18 protein-coding genes are annotated in these 17544 nt (G+C 40.9%); 16 read left to right on the forward strand and 2 right to left on the reverse strand.

All coding sequences use genetic code 11. The annotated features are described in order from the left end of the window. Window positions 1-62: 62 nt before the first annotated feature. The 5 genes from MTP09_RS00495 to MTP09_RS00515 all read left to right on the forward strand — a co-directional run bounded on the left by MTP09_RS00495 (window position 63) and on the right by MTP09_RS00515 (window position 4220). A complete protein-coding gene (locus tag MTP09_RS00495) occupies window positions 63-929 on the forward strand; it encodes an NAD kinase (protein ID WP_243549635.1) in 867 nt (288 codons plus the stop codon). A 75-nt stretch (window positions 930-1004) separates the two neighbouring features. Next, complete coding sequence (fbaA, locus tag MTP09_RS00500) at window positions 1005-2072, forward strand: class II fructose-bisphosphate aldolase (RefSeq protein WP_243549637.1); 1068 nt, start codon at window positions 1005-1007, stop codon at window positions 2070-2072. Between the two features lie 160 nt (window positions 2073-2232). Beyond that, entirely contained in the window at window positions 2233-3084 is an 852-nt protein-coding gene (gene accD, locus MTP09_RS00505; RefSeq protein ID WP_243549639.1) for an acetyl-CoA carboxylase, carboxyltransferase subunit beta, read from the forward strand. Window positions 3085-3138: 54 nt separating this feature from the next. Further along, window positions 3139-3654 (forward strand): DUF6973 domain-containing protein, encoded by a 516-nt coding sequence (locus MTP09_RS00510; protein WP_243549641.1) that lies wholly within the window; start codon window positions 3139-3141, stop codon window positions 3652-3654. A 62-nt stretch (window positions 3655-3716) separates the two neighbouring features. Then, window positions 3717-4220 (forward strand): DinB family protein, encoded by a 504-nt coding sequence (locus MTP09_RS00515; RefSeq protein WP_243549643.1) that lies wholly within the window; start codon window positions 3717-3719, stop codon window positions 4218-4220. A 54-nt stretch (window positions 4221-4274) separates the two neighbouring features. Here MTP09_RS00515 and MTP09_RS00520 read toward each other — a convergent pair whose 3' ends face one another. Both MTP09_RS00520 and MTP09_RS00525 read right to left on the reverse strand, forming a co-directional pair. Continuing rightward, window positions 4275-4784, reverse strand: coding sequence for a porin family protein (locus MTP09_RS00520; RefSeq protein ID WP_243549645.1), 510 nt, complete (start codon window positions 4782-4784; stop codon window positions 4275-4277). Window positions 4785-4836: 52 nt separating this feature from the next. Beyond that, complete coding sequence (locus tag MTP09_RS00525) at window positions 4837-6075, reverse strand: PQQ-dependent sugar dehydrogenase (RefSeq protein ID WP_243549647.1); 1239 nt, start codon at window positions 6073-6075, stop codon at window positions 4837-4839. A gap of 207 nt (window positions 6076-6282) precedes the next feature. Between MTP09_RS00525 and dnaB the strand changes: the two genes are divergently transcribed. The 11 genes from dnaB to MTP09_RS00580 all read left to right on the forward strand — a co-directional run bounded on the left by dnaB (window position 6283) and on the right by MTP09_RS00580 (window position 17531). Continuing rightward, window positions 6283-7869 carry a replicative DNA helicase gene (dnaB, locus tag MTP09_RS00530; RefSeq protein WP_243549649.1) on the forward strand — a complete coding sequence of 529 codons (1587 nt, stop codon included), beginning with the start codon at window positions 6283-6285 and terminating at the stop codon, window positions 7867-7869. A gap of 115 nt (window positions 7870-7984) precedes the next feature. Next, window positions 7985-8467, forward strand: coding sequence for a ribonuclease HI (gene rnhA / locus MTP09_RS00535; RefSeq protein ID WP_243551690.1), 483 nt, complete (start codon window positions 7985-7987; stop codon window positions 8465-8467). 214 nt (window positions 8468-8681) lie between these two features. Next, window positions 8682-9311 (forward strand): NAD(P)H-dependent oxidoreductase, encoded by a 630-nt coding sequence (locus tag MTP09_RS00540; protein WP_243549651.1) that lies wholly within the window; start codon window positions 8682-8684, stop codon window positions 9309-9311. Window positions 9312-9337: 26 nt separating this feature from the next. After that, complete coding sequence (locus MTP09_RS00545; RefSeq protein ID WP_243549653.1) at window positions 9338-9562, forward strand: hypothetical protein; 225 nt, start codon at window positions 9338-9340, stop codon at window positions 9560-9562. A gap of 362 nt (window positions 9563-9924) precedes the next feature. Then, entirely contained in the window at window positions 9925-11523 is a 1599-nt protein-coding gene (gene nadB / locus MTP09_RS00550; RefSeq protein WP_243549655.1) for an L-aspartate oxidase, read from the forward strand. Window positions 11524-11568: 45 nt separating this feature from the next. Beyond that, a complete protein-coding gene (gene nadC, locus MTP09_RS00555; RefSeq protein ID WP_243549657.1) occupies window positions 11569-12429 on the forward strand; it encodes a carboxylating nicotinate-nucleotide diphosphorylase in 861 nt (286 codons plus the stop codon). 201 nt (window positions 12430-12630) lie between these two features. Further along, entirely contained in the window at window positions 12631-15261 is a 2631-nt protein-coding gene (locus tag MTP09_RS00560; RefSeq protein WP_243549659.1) for a TonB-dependent receptor, read from the forward strand. A gap of 84 nt (window positions 15262-15345) precedes the next feature. Then, window positions 15346-15783 (forward strand): hypothetical protein, encoded by a 438-nt coding sequence (locus MTP09_RS00565; RefSeq protein ID WP_243549661.1) that lies wholly within the window; start codon window positions 15346-15348, stop codon window positions 15781-15783. Between the two features lie 133 nt (window positions 15784-15916). Next, a complete protein-coding gene (locus MTP09_RS00570) occupies window positions 15917-16909 on the forward strand; it encodes an aspartate-semialdehyde dehydrogenase (protein WP_243549663.1) in 993 nt (330 codons plus the stop codon). A 34-nt stretch (window positions 16910-16943) separates the two neighbouring features. Next, complete coding sequence (locus MTP09_RS00575; protein ID WP_243549665.1) at window positions 16944-17201, forward strand: hypothetical protein; 258 nt, start codon at window positions 16944-16946, stop codon at window positions 17199-17201. Between the two features lie 39 nt (window positions 17202-17240). Continuing rightward, on the forward strand, window positions 17241-17531 hold the full coding sequence (locus MTP09_RS00580; RefSeq protein WP_243549667.1) for a PIN domain-containing protein: 291 nt from the start codon (window positions 17241-17243) through the stop codon (window positions 17529-17531). Window positions 17532-17544 lie beyond the last annotated feature (13 nt).

Below are 17544 nucleotides of genomic sequence, written 5' to 3' on the forward strand. Positions count from 1 at the left end.
ATAAATAAAACCTTATCGCAATTGCATTTTTTAAGAATTGATAAAATCGTAAATCATCATTAATGAAAGCCGCCATTTACACCCAGAAAAACGACCTCGATACTTTTCTGTATCTGAGCAAATTCGTTTCCGAGCTCGAGAAACGGGGAGTTCAGGCAGTGTTGTTTGAGGAAATGGCGAATGCGATGCAGTTCTCCAAAATTTTCGAGACCTTTTCCAATAAAGATGACTTAAAGGAAAAGAAAGTCGATTTGTTTTTCACTTTTGGTGGCGACGGAACGATTGTAAACTCACTGCTGTATGTGCAGGATCTGGAAATTCCCGTGGTCGGAGTGAACACCGGTCGTCTCGGTTTTCTGGCAAGTTTTTCAAGAGAAGGCGTCTTCTTTGAATTGGATGATATTGTAAAAGGTGACGTAAAAATCAGCAAACGATCTGTAATTGAAGTGGTTGCGCCAAAAGAGGGAATGCTTTTTCCGTATGCGCTGAACGATATTTCGGTTTCCCGAAAAGAAACGACCGCAATGATCACCGTCGATTCCTATATAAATGGTGAATTCTTGAATATTTTTTGGGGAGATGGTGTCATCATTTCCACACCGACTGGTTCCACTGCATATTCCTTAAGTTGCGGAGGTCCGATCATTACGCCAAATAATGAAAATTTCGTCATCACGCCGATTGCTCCGCATAATTTGAACGTTCGACCTTTAATTGTAAACGACGATGTCGAAATTCGCTTTAAGGTAAAGAGCCGCGTTCCACAATATTCGCTTTCGCTCGATTCACGCCTGTTCCACATGGACACTGATGTTGAAGTAATCTTGCGAAAAGCAGATTTCCAGATTTCCCTGATTCACCCAAATAATCTGAGTTTTTACGAAACCATCCGACAAAAACTTCTTTGGGGAAATGACAAGCGGAACTAAAGGGAATTCGACCAAAATTCCTTATCTTTACGTTTCTAAAAAAGTAAAAAATAAACTCTTAAAAAAACATCGATTATGAGCAGAAAGTTTCCGGCAGGTGTTGCCACAGGACAAATGGTTACTGATATTTTTCAGTATGCAAAAGAAAATAAGTTTGCGCTTCCGGCAGTGAATGTGATCGGGTCGAGCAATGTAAACGCCACCATGGAAACCGCAGCAAAACTCAACTCACCGGTGATCATCCAGTTTTCTAACGGAGGTGCGGCGTTTAACGGCGGGAAAGGTTTGAGCAATGACGGACAAAAAGCGGCAATCCTTGGCGGAATCGCAGGTGCAAAACACATTCACACTTTGGCTGAAGCGTATGGAGCGACGGTAATCCTCCACACCGACCACTGCGCGAAGAAACTTCTTCCGTGGATCGACGGTTTGATGGATGCCAACGAAGAATTCTTCGCTCAAACAGGAAAATCCCTTTATTCATCGCACATGCTTGATCTTTCTGAGGAATCGATCGAAGAAAATATGGACATTTCCTGCAAGTATTTCGAAAGAATGGCGAAAATGGGAATGACTTTAGAAATTGAACTGGGCGTAACCGGCGGTGAAGAAGACGGTGTTGACAACACGGGAGTTGATTCCTCCAAACTTTACACACAACCCGATGAGGTTGCTTATGCTTACGAAAGATTAAAAGCGATTTCTCCAAACTTCACGATTGCAGCAGCTTTCGGAAACGTGCACGGTGTTTACAAACCAGGAAACGTAAAACTTACTCCGAAAATTTTGGATAACTCGCAGAAATTTGTGGAGCAGAAATTCGGTCTTGCTGCGAAACCAATCAACTTCGTATTCCACGGCGGATCTGGTTCTTCATTGGAAGAAATCCGTGAAGCGATCGATTACGGCGTGATCAAGATGAATATCGATACCGACCTGCAGTTTGCCTATACCGAAGGAATTAGAGATTACATGTCGGAAAAATCTGCATACCTGCAATCCCAAATCGGAAATCCTGAAGGGGACGACAAACCAAACAAGAAATATTACGACCCGAGAGTTTGGGTGAGAAAAGGAGAGGAAACTTTCGGAAAACGTTTGGTTCAGGCGTTTGAAGACCTTAACAATATCAACACGCTGTAAAAAGCTGTGAAATGTTTTAAAAAGAAATTTTCTTCTCGGAGAAGATTTCTTTTTTTAACTTTGAAACCGAAATCATTTAGAGCTCCAATTATCAAGATCAATATTAACTTGGAATCTGAAACTTGGAACTTGAAACTCGAAACTTGAAACAAATTTTACCATGGCATTTGACTGGTTCAAAAGAAAAGCACAAAATATCACGACTTCAACCGAGGACAAGAAAGATGTTCCAAAAGGACTTTGGCATCAAACTCCAACCGGGAAGATCATCGAGCACGAAGAACTGAAGGCAAACAACTACGTTTCTCCGGAAGACGGTTTCCACGTGAGAATCGGCAGTAACGAGTTTTACTCCATTCTTTTCGACGACAACAAATACACCGAGCTCGACGCGGGTGTTGAAAGTGTCGATATGCTGAACTTTAAAGATACCAAGTCCTACACCGACCGATTGAAAGAAGTGAAGCAGAAAACCAAACTGAACGACTCTATCAGAAACGCGGTCGGAAAAGTAAACGGAACCGAGATGGTGATTTCCTGTATGGATTTCGCTTTTATCGGTGGTTCGCTCGGTTCGGTAATGGGCGAAAAAATCCGAAGAGCCGTAGATTACTGTATCAAAAACAAACTTCCGTACATGATCATCTGTCAATCGGGTGGAGCGAGAATGCAGGAAGCGACCTATTCACTGATGCAGCTGGCAAAAGTGCAGTCGAAACTGGCGCAACTCTCGGAAGCGGGATTGCTTTACATCGCGTATCTGTGCGACCCGACTTTCGGAGGAATTACCGCATCGTTTGCAATGACTGCAGATATCATTATGGCGGAACCTGGAGCTTTGATCGGTTTTGCAGGACCGAGAGTAATCCGCGAAACCATCGGTAAAGATTTGCCGGAAGGTTTCCAAACTTCGGAATTCCTTCAGGAAAAAGGTTTCGTAGATTTCATCGTGAAAAGAACCGAAATCAAACAAAAGGTTTCACAAACTGTGACGCTGCTTACCAACGCATAAAATCATTTGTAACAAATACTGAAAAATCTCACCTAATTGGGTGAGATTTCTTTTATGAGAAGAATAACGGTCATATTACTGAACACACTCAGAACTTTGAGTTTCGAAAAGCTGCTGAAGCTTGCCAAACTTGCGGTTCCGCATCCACTGTTTTCAATCCTCGGATTTTACGCGACTGTGAAAAGTTTTGTGGTAGCGCAAAAATACTTTCCAAAAACCAACTCCAACAACGGGATCGGAAACGCGTTCCGACATGCATTGTGGACGGGACTGATCATGATGTACGGCTGCAAAATTTCATCACCAAAAAAAGCGCTGAGTTTTTGTAAAAGGATGACCGACCTTCACGAAGAACTTTTCCCAAACGAGCCATTGGAAAAGAAAATGGATCTGCATAACAACCAAGTCGGAATGGATCTTTTTATGGAAATGCTGCAAGGAATCCACCGCCAGTTTTTTGAAACTAACTTTTTAGTTGACAAGATTCTAGAGAAGACAAAAACCGCGAAAATCCTCGAAAACTTAGATGACGATTTCGGGAATGACCTGGTTTATCTTAAGACAGATTAAAGTTTGTTAAAGTTGATTATTACTGCTGTTTTTTGGACTAAATTTGAATAAAAATTTACCCAATGATCAAGCAAGGACTTTTAAACGAATTCAATTACGAAGCTGAAAACACACGAAAATTGCTAAAGGCAATTCCCGATTCGGCGCTGGATTACCGTCCGCAACCGCATCTGTGGTCAGTTGCACAACTCGCTTCACACATTGCCAACATTTACACCTGGTTCGACGGGACCTTTAATTACGATACTTTCGATATCGGAAATCTCGAAAGGGTAGAGTATGATTTGACGAGCGCTGCAGATATTCTCGCCAAATTTGAAGGCCATTATCAGGAAGCTAAAAAAGTTCTGGAGAATTCCGACGAATCTACTTATATGAACGATTGGAAAATGGTTGCAGGAGAAAACGTGCTGATTCCCGCTTCACCGAAAATTGCGATGGTTAGAGGGTTTTTGTTCAACCACCTTTACCATCACCGTGGTGAATTGGTGGCGCATCTTCGCGCAGCTGGTTATCCTGTTCCGGGACTTTACGGGCCGACTTATGAAGATTCACAGAAAAGATAAAAAGAAAAAACCATCGAAAAGATGGTTTTTCCGTTTAAATATTTCCCCAAAAAATTATTTTGAGATATCGAATGAAGCACCAACCGCTACATTGAATTGGTTGTGCAAGAATTCGTAATTGGAGATATTTTGCTTATACTTTGCAATCGGGAACTGGATTTCTGTGAACAGTCCGAAACCTTTGTCAAAGAAATATCTTGCTCCAACGTGACCACCAAAATTCTTAAGACCTAAGTCCAGTCCTGGGTAAATATCAACATTGTTTGGCAATCCGATCACTTTTCCGAGGTGAGCGCTTGCTCTTGCTTTTACGTCGAATCTTTGATCAGCAGATGGTTTGTCAACATTTGGTAATTCTTTAAATCCTAAAATATAACCACCGACTGCACCGATTGAGAAACTTTCTCCCAAACCATAATCCAAAGATACCTGGATTCCTGTTCCCCATTTCTGGAAGTTTGCACCAACTTGTGCCTTTAAATCTCCTGCTCCTTTGAAAGCGTCTGTTTGTGCATTTGCCATTCCGAAGAAAGCAACCATAGAAGCCAAAAATAATTTTTTCATAATTTCTTATTTTAATTTTTAGGGTGCAAAGATAGATTTTATAGAACAAATGCTATTTTGCAGATATTTTATAGAGTTTACCGCTGTCAGAAACGGCGTAAAGGTTTCCGTCCTGTCCGTTCAAAATATCACGGATTCTGTCGTTTTGGTCTTCAAGTAGCCATTCTTCGCCAACAACTTTATTATTTTTAATAATGAGTCGAATAATTTTCTGTCCGCTAAGGCAACCCAGAAACAGATTGTTTTTCCATTCAGAAATAGTTCCGGTATAGAAATCCATTCCGCTCATCGAAATGGATGGATCCCAATAGTAAACCGGTTGTTCAGTTCCAGTTTTTTGTGTGGTTCCGTTATTGATTTTTTTGCCGCTGTACTCGATTCCATAAGTCACATCGCCCCATCCGTAATTTTTTCCGGGTTGAATGAGGTTGAGTTCGTCACCACCTTTCGGTCCCATTTCGGCTTCCCAAAGCTGGCCTTTTTCATCCATCGCCAAACCTTGCGGATTTCGGTGTCCGGTGGAAAAGATTTCTGGTTTCCATCCTGAAACGGTTTGATTTCCCGGAGCTGGTTTTCCATCTTTGGTGATTTTTAAAACTTTACCGAGGTAGGAATCCTGTTTTTGCGCAAAAGGTCTTGTTTTCAAATCAGAGCGTTCACCGGTACTTACAAAAAGATTTCCGTCGTGATCAAAAACGAGTCGGCTTCCGTAATGTAATCTTCCGTCGTAACTTGGTGTCGCGCGGAAAATTACTGTCGGGTTTTCAATTTTTTTCTCATCTGCAGAAAGTTTTCCTTTTGCCACCGCAGTGTGATTCCCTCCAGAAACGGGTTCTGAAAAACTCCAGAAAATCATTCGGTTATTTTTAAAATCAGGATCGAGAGCGACATCTAAAAGTCCACCTTGTCCTCTTGCATCAACTTTTGGGAAACCTTCTATTTTAGTAATGGTTTTTCCATCTGCGGAAACGATATTCATAAAACCAGATTTTTCGGTAATCAAAAATCTACCATCTGATAAATTGGTAATTCCCCACGGTTTCCCCAGATTGGTATTGATGACTTCCACTTTAGAAGGACTTGCAGTTTTCACCCCCTGAATTCTTGTCTGTCCAGAAAATACAGGTTTATATTCAGGCGAATTGGGGTTTGAGGTTTCCGGATTCGGGAGCGACCCGGTTTCTGTTGGTACCGTTTCAGTTTTGTTGTTTTGTGATTTTGAGTTTCCGCCGCAGGACATCAAAAGAATTGCCATTAATAACGAAAAACTTCTGCCGATATAGTATTTCATAAAAGGGATTTCTCTGATTTACAGCAACAATTGTTCCTTATGAATGAAAATTTGATGTCGAATTTCATTAAAGTAAATCTTATCAAAATATTTAGGATGACTTACCAACATTCTAAACAATTGGCTTTAAAAAAGATAGCCCAAGTTCAACAATTTTTGTTAATTACTAAAATATTCCGAGCTGATAAATTTTTTTACCTTTGTCACATGGCTCAGAAGGATACATTATCGTCATTAATACACGGTAATTTTGCAAAGGAACTTTCAATCTCCGACGGCAAAATGCCGCCCAACGCAGTAGATTTTGAAAAACTCGTCATAGGAACTTTTTTGATCGACAAAAAAGGACTCGATCACTCTATCGATTTATTGACACCTGAAGTTTTTTACGATCCGCGACATCAGGAAATTTTCCGGGCGATCCTGAAACTGTTTGAAGGAAACCACCCTGTAGATTTGATGACTGTAATCCAGGAATTGAAAAAAACAGAACGCCTCGGTTTTGCGGGAGGTGATCACTATATCATCGATTTGACGATGGGCGTTTCTTCGAGTGCGCATATCGAATACCACGTTCGTGTGATTCTTGAAAAATTCATTTTGAGATGTCTGATTAATGTTTCCGCAAATGTAATCGACAGCTCCTACAAAGAATCCACCGACGTTTTCGAACTTCTCGATAAAGCGGAACAAAGCTTTTTCGAAATCACCAACGGAACCATCAAGAAAGGTTTTGATACGGCAAACTCTCTGGTAAAGCAAGCCATTGACACCATTAAATCTTTAAAAGACAAGGAAGGACTTTCGGGAATTCCATCGGGATTTCGAGATATCGACAAAGAAACCGGTGGTTGGCAAAACTCCGACCTGATCATCATCGCGGCTCGTCCGGCGATGGGAAAAACAGCATTCCTACTTTCCATGGCGAGAAATATCGCGGTGCAGCACAAAATTCCATTGGCGTTATTTTCTCTGGAAATGGCTTCCGTTCAGTTGATTACGAGAATGATCGCCTCTGAAACCGGGATCTCTTCAGAAAAATTAAGAAAGGGACAGATGAGTGATGAAGAATGGCAACGACTCTTCTCAAACGTTTCCGAACTTGAAAATGCACCTTTATATATTGACGAAACCCCGTCGCTTTCCGTTTTCGATTTTCGGGCAAAATGCCGTAGATTGGTGATGCAGCACGGCGTGAAAATCATTATGGTCGATTATCTGCAGCTGATGACCGCCAATTCCGGAAAAGGTGGAGCAGGAAACCGAGAGCAGGAAATTGCTATGATTTCACGCTCATTAAAAGCGATCGCAAAAGAACTGAATGTCCCTGTAATTGCTCTTTCCCAGCTTTCAAGAAGTGTGGAAACCAGACCTGGAAAAAGGCCGCAACTTTCCGACCTTCGGGAATCCGGAGCGATTGAGCAGGATGCGGATATCGTTTCATTTATTTTCCGTCCTGAATATTACAAGATTCCAACTTGGGATAATGATGAAGACGGCATGGAAACTTCTACTGAAAACCAGGCGGAACTCATCATCGCAAAACACCGAAACGGTGCAACTGCCGATGTGAGAATGTCTTTCTATAAAAACATCGCAAAATTTGCCGACCTCGATTTGTTTGGAAGCGGGTATGGATATCAACCTTCAAACTTCGGACAGCAGGAGGAACCAAGCGGTTTCGAAAGAATCAAAACGACCATCGATCCGGGAGCTGCGTTTGATTTGCCAAACCAGAATCTTTCCGGCTCATCAATGAACGATTTGGATGACGACGATGATTTTATGTACTAATCCCTAATTTACCAATCTAACAATTTACCAATTTACCAATGTAACAATTTACCAATCTGATTGATAGATAGTACATTTCTAAATTGTTACATTGTTACATTTATTCATTGTTATATTGAAAATAGAAATCTTCACCGACGGAGCTTGCAGCGGAAATCCCGGAAAAGGCGGTTACGGAATTCTGATGCGCGTTCCCGAAAAGAATTATCAGAAAACGTATTCTAAAGGTTTCCGGAAAACCACCAACAACCGGATGGAGCTTCTCGCGGTAATTGTCGCATTAGAAAAACTGAAATCCTCAGAAAACGAAATCCACATTTTTACGGACAGCAAATATGTTTCTGAAGCCATTAACCAAAAATGGATTTTCGGCTGGGTGAAAAAAGGGTTCGCAAAACAAAAAAATCCTGATTTGTGGAAAAGATTTTATCCTCTATTTAAACTTCACCACCCTACTTTCCACTGGGTGAAAGGTCACGCCGGACATCCTGAAAACGAAATCTGCGACCAACTTGCGGTGAAAGCATCACAATCCGAAAACCTGGAAATTGATGAATTTTTTGAAAATCCCAGTGATGGCGGATTATTTGATAAGTAACCTATGCATTAAGTAAAAGATTTTCAATTATTTAGCTTATGATTTAGAGGGCAAAGGTGACGAATAAATTCGTTTTGAAGCTTTCGCTTAATCAAATTCACTTGCGAATCCGTTTTATTCCAAAACAGCAAAACTCAAATTCAAAATTCCGTATTTCATATTTTATATTCCGTATTTCGTATTTCGACATTCGTTCTTTTCTTATCTTTGTTAGATGAATTACATTGAATCTTTAGAGAAGCGGTACTCCGTAAAAAAATTTGATTCTACGAAAAAGGTGGAACCCGAGGTTTTGGAAAATATTCTGGAAGCAGGGCGGCTTTCTGCAAGTTCGCTTGGTTTGCAGCCGTATAAAATTTATGTGATTGAGAATCCCGAAATCCTAAAACGGCTTCAGGACGCATTTTATAATCCATCGCAGATCACGACCTGTTCGCACCTGATCGTCATCTCTGCAAAACGCGATATCGAGGAGCAGTATATCGACGGATATTTCCGCCACATCAGCGACGTGAGAAATGTGACGATGCATACTTTGGAGGGTTTCCGAAACAGCATCATGAGTTTCCGCGACAATATCGAGAAAGAAAATTTGCTCCACTGGAACGAGAAGCAGGCGTATATTGTTTTGGCCAACCTGATGTTTGCGGCTGCACTGGAAAACGTGGACTCATCGCCGATGGAAGGTTTCCGCCCAGAAGTGATTGTAGAAACTTTGGGACTCGACGAAGCAAAGGAAAAAGTGAGCGTAACGCTGGCTTTAGGTTACCGCTCGGAAGACGATCCATTCCAGCAGATGAAGAAAGTGCGCAAACCGGGCGACAAACTTTTTAAGTATATTTAAAGTTGAATAAAAAACGAAATCACAAGATGAATGCAATTAGAAAAATCGTTGAGGTAAAAAACCACGAGTTAAAAATCAAACATCCTGATAGTTTCGACTCCGAATATGCTGAAGTGATTATTTTTCCGAAGGAGGAAGAAAGTAAATTTGATATTTCGGATGAAGAGAAGCAAGTAATTCTCGGCAGGATCAAGAACTCGGACCCGACGAAATTCAGACCTTGGAGAGAACTCCGCGAAAAGTATCTGTAATGTTTACCATTCTCCTTTCCGAAGAAGCGTAGCTTGATTTAGACGATGTAATGGATTTCTACTCCAATATTTCTGTCGAACTCGGAATTCACTTTATGTCCAATCTTGATTATTGTTTGCTTCAGATGGAGACGATGCCCTACTTTCAGAAACGCTACCAACAAATCAGGATTAGAAAGATAAGAAAGTTCCCCGTCTTGTTACATTTTGTTCTTTCTGAAACTACAAAAACAGTAATTATTTTTGAAATTCGGTTTGCAAAAGAAGACCCCGAAAAAAGAATAAAGCTTTAATATTAAACCCTTACAATAGTTTGCATTCGTCAAACTTCAAACTTTAAACCTCAAACTTCATATCCTTCAATGATAAAAGCAGACGTACTCGTAATCGGTTCTGGAATTTCCGGACTTTCTTATGCGATTAAGATTTCAGAAAAAATGCCGGATGCCAAAATAATCATCGTCACCAAAGCCGATGAAGACGAAAGCAACACCAAATATGCTCAAGGCGGACTCGCTGTAGTAACCGATTTCGATAAAGACAATTTCCAGAAACATATCGACGACACGATGAGAGCCGGTGACGGTGAAAACAATCTGGACGTCGTGAAAATGGTCATCGAAGAAGGTCCCGATCGATTCCGCGAACTGGTGGAATGGGGAACGCATTTTGACCAGGAAAAAGACGGCGACTTCAAACTCGGACGCGAAGGTGGACACACCGAAAACAGAATCGTTCACCACAAAGACATCACCGGTGCCGAAATCGAAAGAGCACTGCTGGAAACCGTGAAGAAATCGCCGAATATCGAAATGATGGCGCATCATTACGTTATCGACCTGATTACGCAGCACCACGTTCCGAACAAAGTTTTCGACCTGGAAAAAATCGACTGTTACGGCGCCTATATCCTCGACGAAAAAAACAAGAAGATTAAAAAAATTACCGCCAAAATCACCCTCGTTGCAACGGGAGGTGCAGGTCACGTTTACAAAAATACCACCAATCCGATCATCGCGACGGGAGACGGAATCGCCTTCGTACACAGAGCGCGCGGAAAAGTTTCGAATATGCAGTATTACCAGTTTCACCCCACAGCTTTGTTTTCGAAAAGAGACGGGATGCTGTTTCTGATTTCTGAAGCGGTTCGTGGCGACGGTGCAAAACTTCGCTTGAAAAACGGCGAAAAATTCATGCACAAATATGATGAGCGCGAGGAACTGGCTTCAAGAGATATTGTAGCGAGAGCGATCGATAATGAACTTAAAATCAGTGGAGACGATTATGTCGGACTTGATTGCCGCGAAATGGATCACGAGAAATTCGTCGAACATTTTCCGAACATTTACCAAAAATGTCTGGATGAAGGGATCGATCCGTTCACCCAAATGATTCCGGTAGTTCCCGCGTGTCATTATCTGATGGGCGGAATCGAGATTGATATGGACGGACAAAGTTCCATCAAAAACCTGTTTGCAGTAGGCGAATGCACGAATTCCGGACTTCACGGTGCAAATCGTTTAGCATCGAATTCTTTGCTGGAAGGATTGGTTTTCGGACACAATGCGGCAATGAAAACGGTAGAATTGCTTCGAATCAACGACTTTAATTTCGATGATTTAAAGGCGGTTCCCGAATGGAACGAGGAGGGAATGAAGATGATGGACGAAATGGTGATGGTAAGTTATCTTCGCCGGCAATTACAGGAAATGATGAGTGATTTGGTAGCGATTGTCCGCAGCAATTCCCGACTGGAACTCGCCAAAAAGAAACAGCGTGAAATTTACGAGGCGGTAACCGAGCTTTACAATTACTCGATTCTTTCGCCACAACTTTCAGAGCTTAGAAATTTGGTTAACGTGTCGTACCTCATCATCAAACACTCACTGCAAATGAAGGAAAACAAAGGTAGTTTTTATAATAAAGATTTGGCTCAAAAGCCATTGACAATCAACGAATAAACCAATTAAATATCTCAATCCTCAAACTCCAAACCTCACACCTCTATGAACCGACCTTCTTACGTAACCGACAAAGCTTTAAAAGAATTTATAAAATCTGCCCTCGAAGAAGATATTCAGGATGGCGACCATTCCACACTCTCAACGATACCAAAGGATCTGCAGCAGAAGGCAAAACTATTGGTGAAGGAAAACTGTATTCTTGCCGGAGTTGAGTTGGCCGAAATTATTTTCAAAACCTTTGATAAAAACCTTAAAGTGGAGGTATTCATTAAAGACGGCGAAACCGCAAAAGTGGGCGACATCGCTTTCTATGTGGAAGGAAGCGCCCGTTCGATTCTTTCGACAGAACGACTCGTATTGAATTGTATGCAGCGCATGAGCGGAATTGCGACGATGACTCACGATTGGGATTCGCGTTTGGTAGGGACAAAAACCAAACTTTTGGACACCAGAAAAACGACACCCAATTTCAGAATCTGCGAGAAATGGGCAGTTGCAATCGGTGGTGGAACCAACCACCGATACGGACTTTATGACATGATTATGCTGAAGGACAACCATATCGATTACAACGGGAGCATTACCAACGCGGTAAAGATGGCGAAGGATTATGTGAAGAAACTCAAGAAACCATTAAGAATTGAGGTTGAAACCAGAAACCTCGCCGAAGTAGAAGAAGCAATTAAGTCGGGAGCAGACCGAATCATGCTTGACAACATGGATGTTCCGACGATGAAAAAAGCGGTTGCGCTCATCAAAGGAAAAGCAGAATCCGAAGCTTCCGGAGGAATAACTAGAGAAATGCTGAAAGATGTGGCTTCGACTGGAGTAGATTTTATTTCTGCAGGTGCTTTGACCCATTCCGCGGAGAATATTGATCTGAGTTTGAAGGCAGTAAAGTAATTTGTGAATCACATAATTATCTTGATGGGTTAATGCAAATTACTTAACAGATCAAAATTTTTTTAACAAAAAGCTTACTATTTAAGAGACTGATTTCTAATGCTTTAACCAAATATTAACAAAATTTTAATAATTAACAATTTGTTAATATTGCTTTGATTTATTAGGATTATTTTTGCAACAAATTAGAAATTATATCCTATGAAAAGTAATTCAGTAAAAAAATCTGTCTTTACAGTAATTCTTACGCTTTCTACAGCAAGTGTGTATTTTGCACAGCAAAAAAAGGACACGATCAGCAGAGAAACCGATATTGAGGCGGTAGTACTTACAGGTGTTGCAGATATTGCAAAAGACAGAAAGACTCCGGTTGCTGTTTCTACCATAAAAGAAGCGCAAATTGTAGAGCGACTTGGTAACCAAGAATTTCCTGAGATTTTAGCAACTACTCCTTCGATCTATGCTACAAAAGGTGGCGGTGGTTTTGGAGACGGTCGTATGAACGTAAGAGGTTTTGACACCAACAACACTGCGGTAATGATTAACGGTGTACCTGTAAACGATATGGAAGGCGGAACTGTTTATTGGTCAAACTGGGCAGGTTTATCGGATGTAACTTCTGCATTGCAGGTTCAGAGAGGTCTTGGTTCTTCTAAATTAGCGATTGCGTCAGTAGGTGGTACCATTAACGTAATTACAAGAGCTGCCGACAAAAAAGAGGAGAAAAATGTTTCTGTAACAGTCGGAAATAATGGTTATCTAAAATCGATGTTCTCTTATAATACAGGAAAAAATGCTAAAGGATGGGCTGCTTCGTTCTTAATGTCAAGAACAGCTGGTGCGATGTACATCGACGGTTCTGATTTCGAAGGGTACAACTATTACATGGCTTTAGGGTATCAACCAAATAAGACACACGATTTCCAATTTACTTTCACCGGTGCTCCGCAGTGGCACATGCAAAACTACCAAAGTAGCATCGCTACCTACATCAAATACGGCAACGGTGTTGATGAGCCAAACAGAAGATACAACTCTAACTGGGGTTACCTGAATGGTGAGAAAATGTCACAATCTGTAAATTATTATAGCAAACCTGTAATGTCTCTGAACTGGGATTGGACAATGAGCGAGAAATCCAAGTTGTCTTCTGTACTTTACGCTTCTTGGGGTAGAGGTGGAGGAACCGGAGTTTTGGGATCGATCAATGGAAAAAATATCAATGCGCTTCCAAAAACAGCTGATGGGTTGATCAGATTTGACGATATCTACAACTGGAACCAAGGTGTAAATGTTGCTGACTTCGGTGCTGTAAACAAGACACCAGGAATTGCAACCAGAACAAACGGATTAGTAAGAAGAGCACACGTAAACTCTCACGACTGGTACGGATTCTTGACCAACTTCCAGCATAAAATCAACCAGGAGTGGAATTTCTCAGTTGGTCTTGACGGAAGGTATTACTATGGATATCACCCAGGTGTAATCACCGATTTCTGGGGTAACAGAGAATACCGTGAAAACCTGAACATGAATCAGCAACCGTATTATTCGGTAACACAGGCATACAATGCGGCACCGTCTGCAAATCCATTTGCAAAAGCAATTAAAGATAAATCGCAGATTGCAAGTAGAAATTATGATGGTGAAGTAATGTGGTTGGGAACTTTCGGGCAGGTTGAATATTCAAATGACATCATTTCTGCATTTGTTCAGGGATCAGTTTCTGAGCAGTGGTTCCAAAGAATCGACAACTGGATTGTTGATGGTGTTACTAAACAGCAAGGTCAGGTGGTGAATACCAAAACAGGATTTAAAGACCTGCTTGGATTCAACGTAAAAGGAGGTTTGAACTATAACCTTGACAGCAAGAACAATGTTTTTGTAAATGCAGGTTACTACTCAAAACAGCCAAACAATTATGCGGTTTATCCTAACAATTCACAGGTACTTAACCCAAGATTGACCAACGAGAAAATCGCATCAGTAGAAGCGGGTTATGGATTTAGAAGTTCTGCTTTCAGAGCGAATGTTAACCTATACTACACTACCTGGAAAGACAGATTTACCAGAGTTTCCGGAATTAATATTCCTGTAACTGGTAATGGAACAGCAATCAACGCCTACGCAAACCTTCTTGGAGTACAGGAAGTACACATGGGAGCAGAATTCGAAGGAACACTTAAAGTGACAGACTATCTTGATTTCAACGGAATGTTCTCCATCGGTGACTGGAAGTATAAAAACAATCCAATTGGGGAATTGTTTGACAATAATAACAATCCTTTAACAGATGTTCCCAATGCAACGCAAAACCAAGTTACTCTTGCGTTGGATGGAGTAAAAGTTTCTGATGCTGCGCAGACTACGGCTGCATTAGGATTCACTTTGAAGCCGGTAAAACCATTAAGCATCTTCAGTACTTGGAGATATAATGACAACCTTTACGGAGTTTTCAATATTGATAACAACTTTATCATCAAACCAGATGGTACGGTTCCAAATAACGCAAAGAGAGGTGCTTTAAAAATGCCAAGTTACAATCTGTTTGATGCAGGTCTGTCTTACGCCTTCGACTTAGGAAATGCACAGAAGCTTATCCTAACCGGTAACGTTTATAACGTCTTTGATACAGTTTATATTTCAGACGGAAAATCTTCAACGCACATCAAAGATCTGTCAGACTTTACTGCAACACCGACACAAACAGCGCAACAGCAATATGATGCTTACCAGGCAAATCTAAAAACTTGGAAAGGTATCGACCAAAACAACACCGTTTATTTCGGCTCCGGTCGAACTTGGGCGGCAACAGTTTCTTACCGATTCTAATCCCAATTAATATTAACACTACCCAAAATCCCGACCTTTCGTCGGGATTTTTTATCTTTGCAGTTAATCATTAAAAAATTAAAAATGGATTTCAATTTGATGCTCAATGCGCACCGTGGATTCGCCTACCTGATTCTTCTAACGACAGCAATCTTTATTGTCGCATTACTTTTGACAATGTTTGGCTACTCCGGAAAGATCACTAAACTCTTAAGAAAATCAACACTTTTCACGATGATTTTCTTCCACGTTCAGGCGCTGATTGGTTTGATAATGTTGTTTTTCTTTTCTCCCGGATTTAAAGCGGCAAAAGAAGCAGGAATATTAATGAAAGATGCTGTTTCAAGAAATACTTACGTGGAACATCCAACCGCAATGGTTATCGCGGCGGTTTTGCTGACCATCCTTAACAAGAAATTCAAAACCAGCGACAAACTCCAAATGGGTTGGGTAATCATGGCGGTAATCGCTTTGCCATTAATGCTTTGGGCATTCCAGTGGAGCCGACTTTTTGGAGCGTAAAAAATTCAGTTTGAAAATTTGAAATCGTTTGAAAAAGTTTGAGTCCAAAAAAAACATTCAAACTAAATCAAATAATCTCAAACACTATCAAACGATATCAAATATAACTAGGATATCAATCGAAATTTACCAGATGAAAATAGCAGTTGTAGGCGCCACCGGAATGGTGGGACAGGTAATGCTGAAAGTATTGGAGGAAAGAAATTTCCCAGTAACAGAACTAATTCCAGTCGCATCCGAAAAATCGGTCGGCAAGAAAGTTTCCTTCAAAGGAAGTGAATTCGAAATCGTTTCGATGCAGACGGCAATCGATATGAAACCGCAAATCGCGATATTTTCTGCGGGTGGAACAACCTCGTTGGAGTTTGCCCCGAAATTTGCAGAAGCGGGAACCACAGTGATCGACAATTCCTCTGCTTGGAGAATGGAACCCGATAAGAAATTGGTCGTTCCTGAAATCAATGCCGGAGTTCTGACAAATTCAGATAAAATCATTGCAAACCCCAATTGTTCCACGATTCAGTTGGTCATGGTGCTTCATCCATTAAACACGAAATATGATCTGAAGCGGGTGATTGTCTCCACCTACCAATCGGTTACTGGAACCGGGAAAAATGCAGTCGATCAGTTGAATGCAGAAATCGTTGGAAACGAGGACGTAGCGAAAGTATATCCCTACGAAATCTTCAAAAATGCGTTGCCCCAATGTGACGTTTTTTCTGACGACGACTATACCAAGGAAGAGCTCAAACTCATGAAGGAACCCAAGAAAATCATGGATGACGACACTTTCAACTTAACGGCGACTGCGGTTCGTGTTCCTGTTCAGGGTGGACATTCCGAAAGTGTGAATATCGAGTTTGAAAACGAATTCGATTTAGACGAGGTGAAGAAAATCCTTGCCGAAACTCCCGGAGTAGTGGTAATGGACGACGTGAAAAACAATATCTACCCAATGCCGCTCTATTCCGAAGGAAAGGATGAAGTTTTTGTAGGCAGAATCAGAAGAGACCTGTCACAACCAAAAACGCTAAACCTCTGGATTGTTGCCGACAACCTGAGAAAAGGTGCCGCAACGAATGCGGTACAGATTGCGGAATATCTGGTTGCCAATCAATTGGTTTAGAAATTGTTGTGTGAATTTATCTAAATTTTTAGAATTGGAAACTATAGAAATGAATATCATCAATGATTATTTTCTACTTTTAGAAAAGTTAAGTTCCGCTGGAAAGCTGGAACTTATTGAACGTCTCGTAAAATCCATAAAAAGGGAAAAATCTTCGGAAGGACCAACCGATGAAATTCTTAAAACCGAACCGGAAAATCTGACGAAGGAAGAACGAAAAAAACTTTTTGAAGCAGCATGTGGATCTTGGGAGTCCGAGAAAATCTTCAGACGAAATCATCAAGGAAATTAGGGATAGCCACAGATTCAGAGACAAGAAAATATCTTTATAATGAGTTATCTTTTAGACACCAATATTTGCGTTCACTATTTAAGAAACAAGTTTGATATTGCGAAAAAGTTAAATGAAATAGGTTTTGAAAATCTTTCAATCTCCGAAATAACTGTTTTTGAGCTTTGTTTCGGTGCAGAAAAAAGTGAAAATCCTGCTAAAACTTACCAAGGTGTCGATAATCTGATAAAAAGTTTAAATATTATTCCCATCAGAACGCTCATCACCGAAAACATCAAAGACTTCAAAAACATCCGAAACCTCAAAACAGATAACTGGATCCAAAGATAAACCCGCAATTTGC

It is taken from the genome of Chryseobacterium suipulveris (assembly GCF_022811685.1).
GTDB lineage: Bacteria > Bacteroidota > Bacteroidia > Flavobacteriales > Weeksellaceae > Kaistella > Kaistella suipulveris.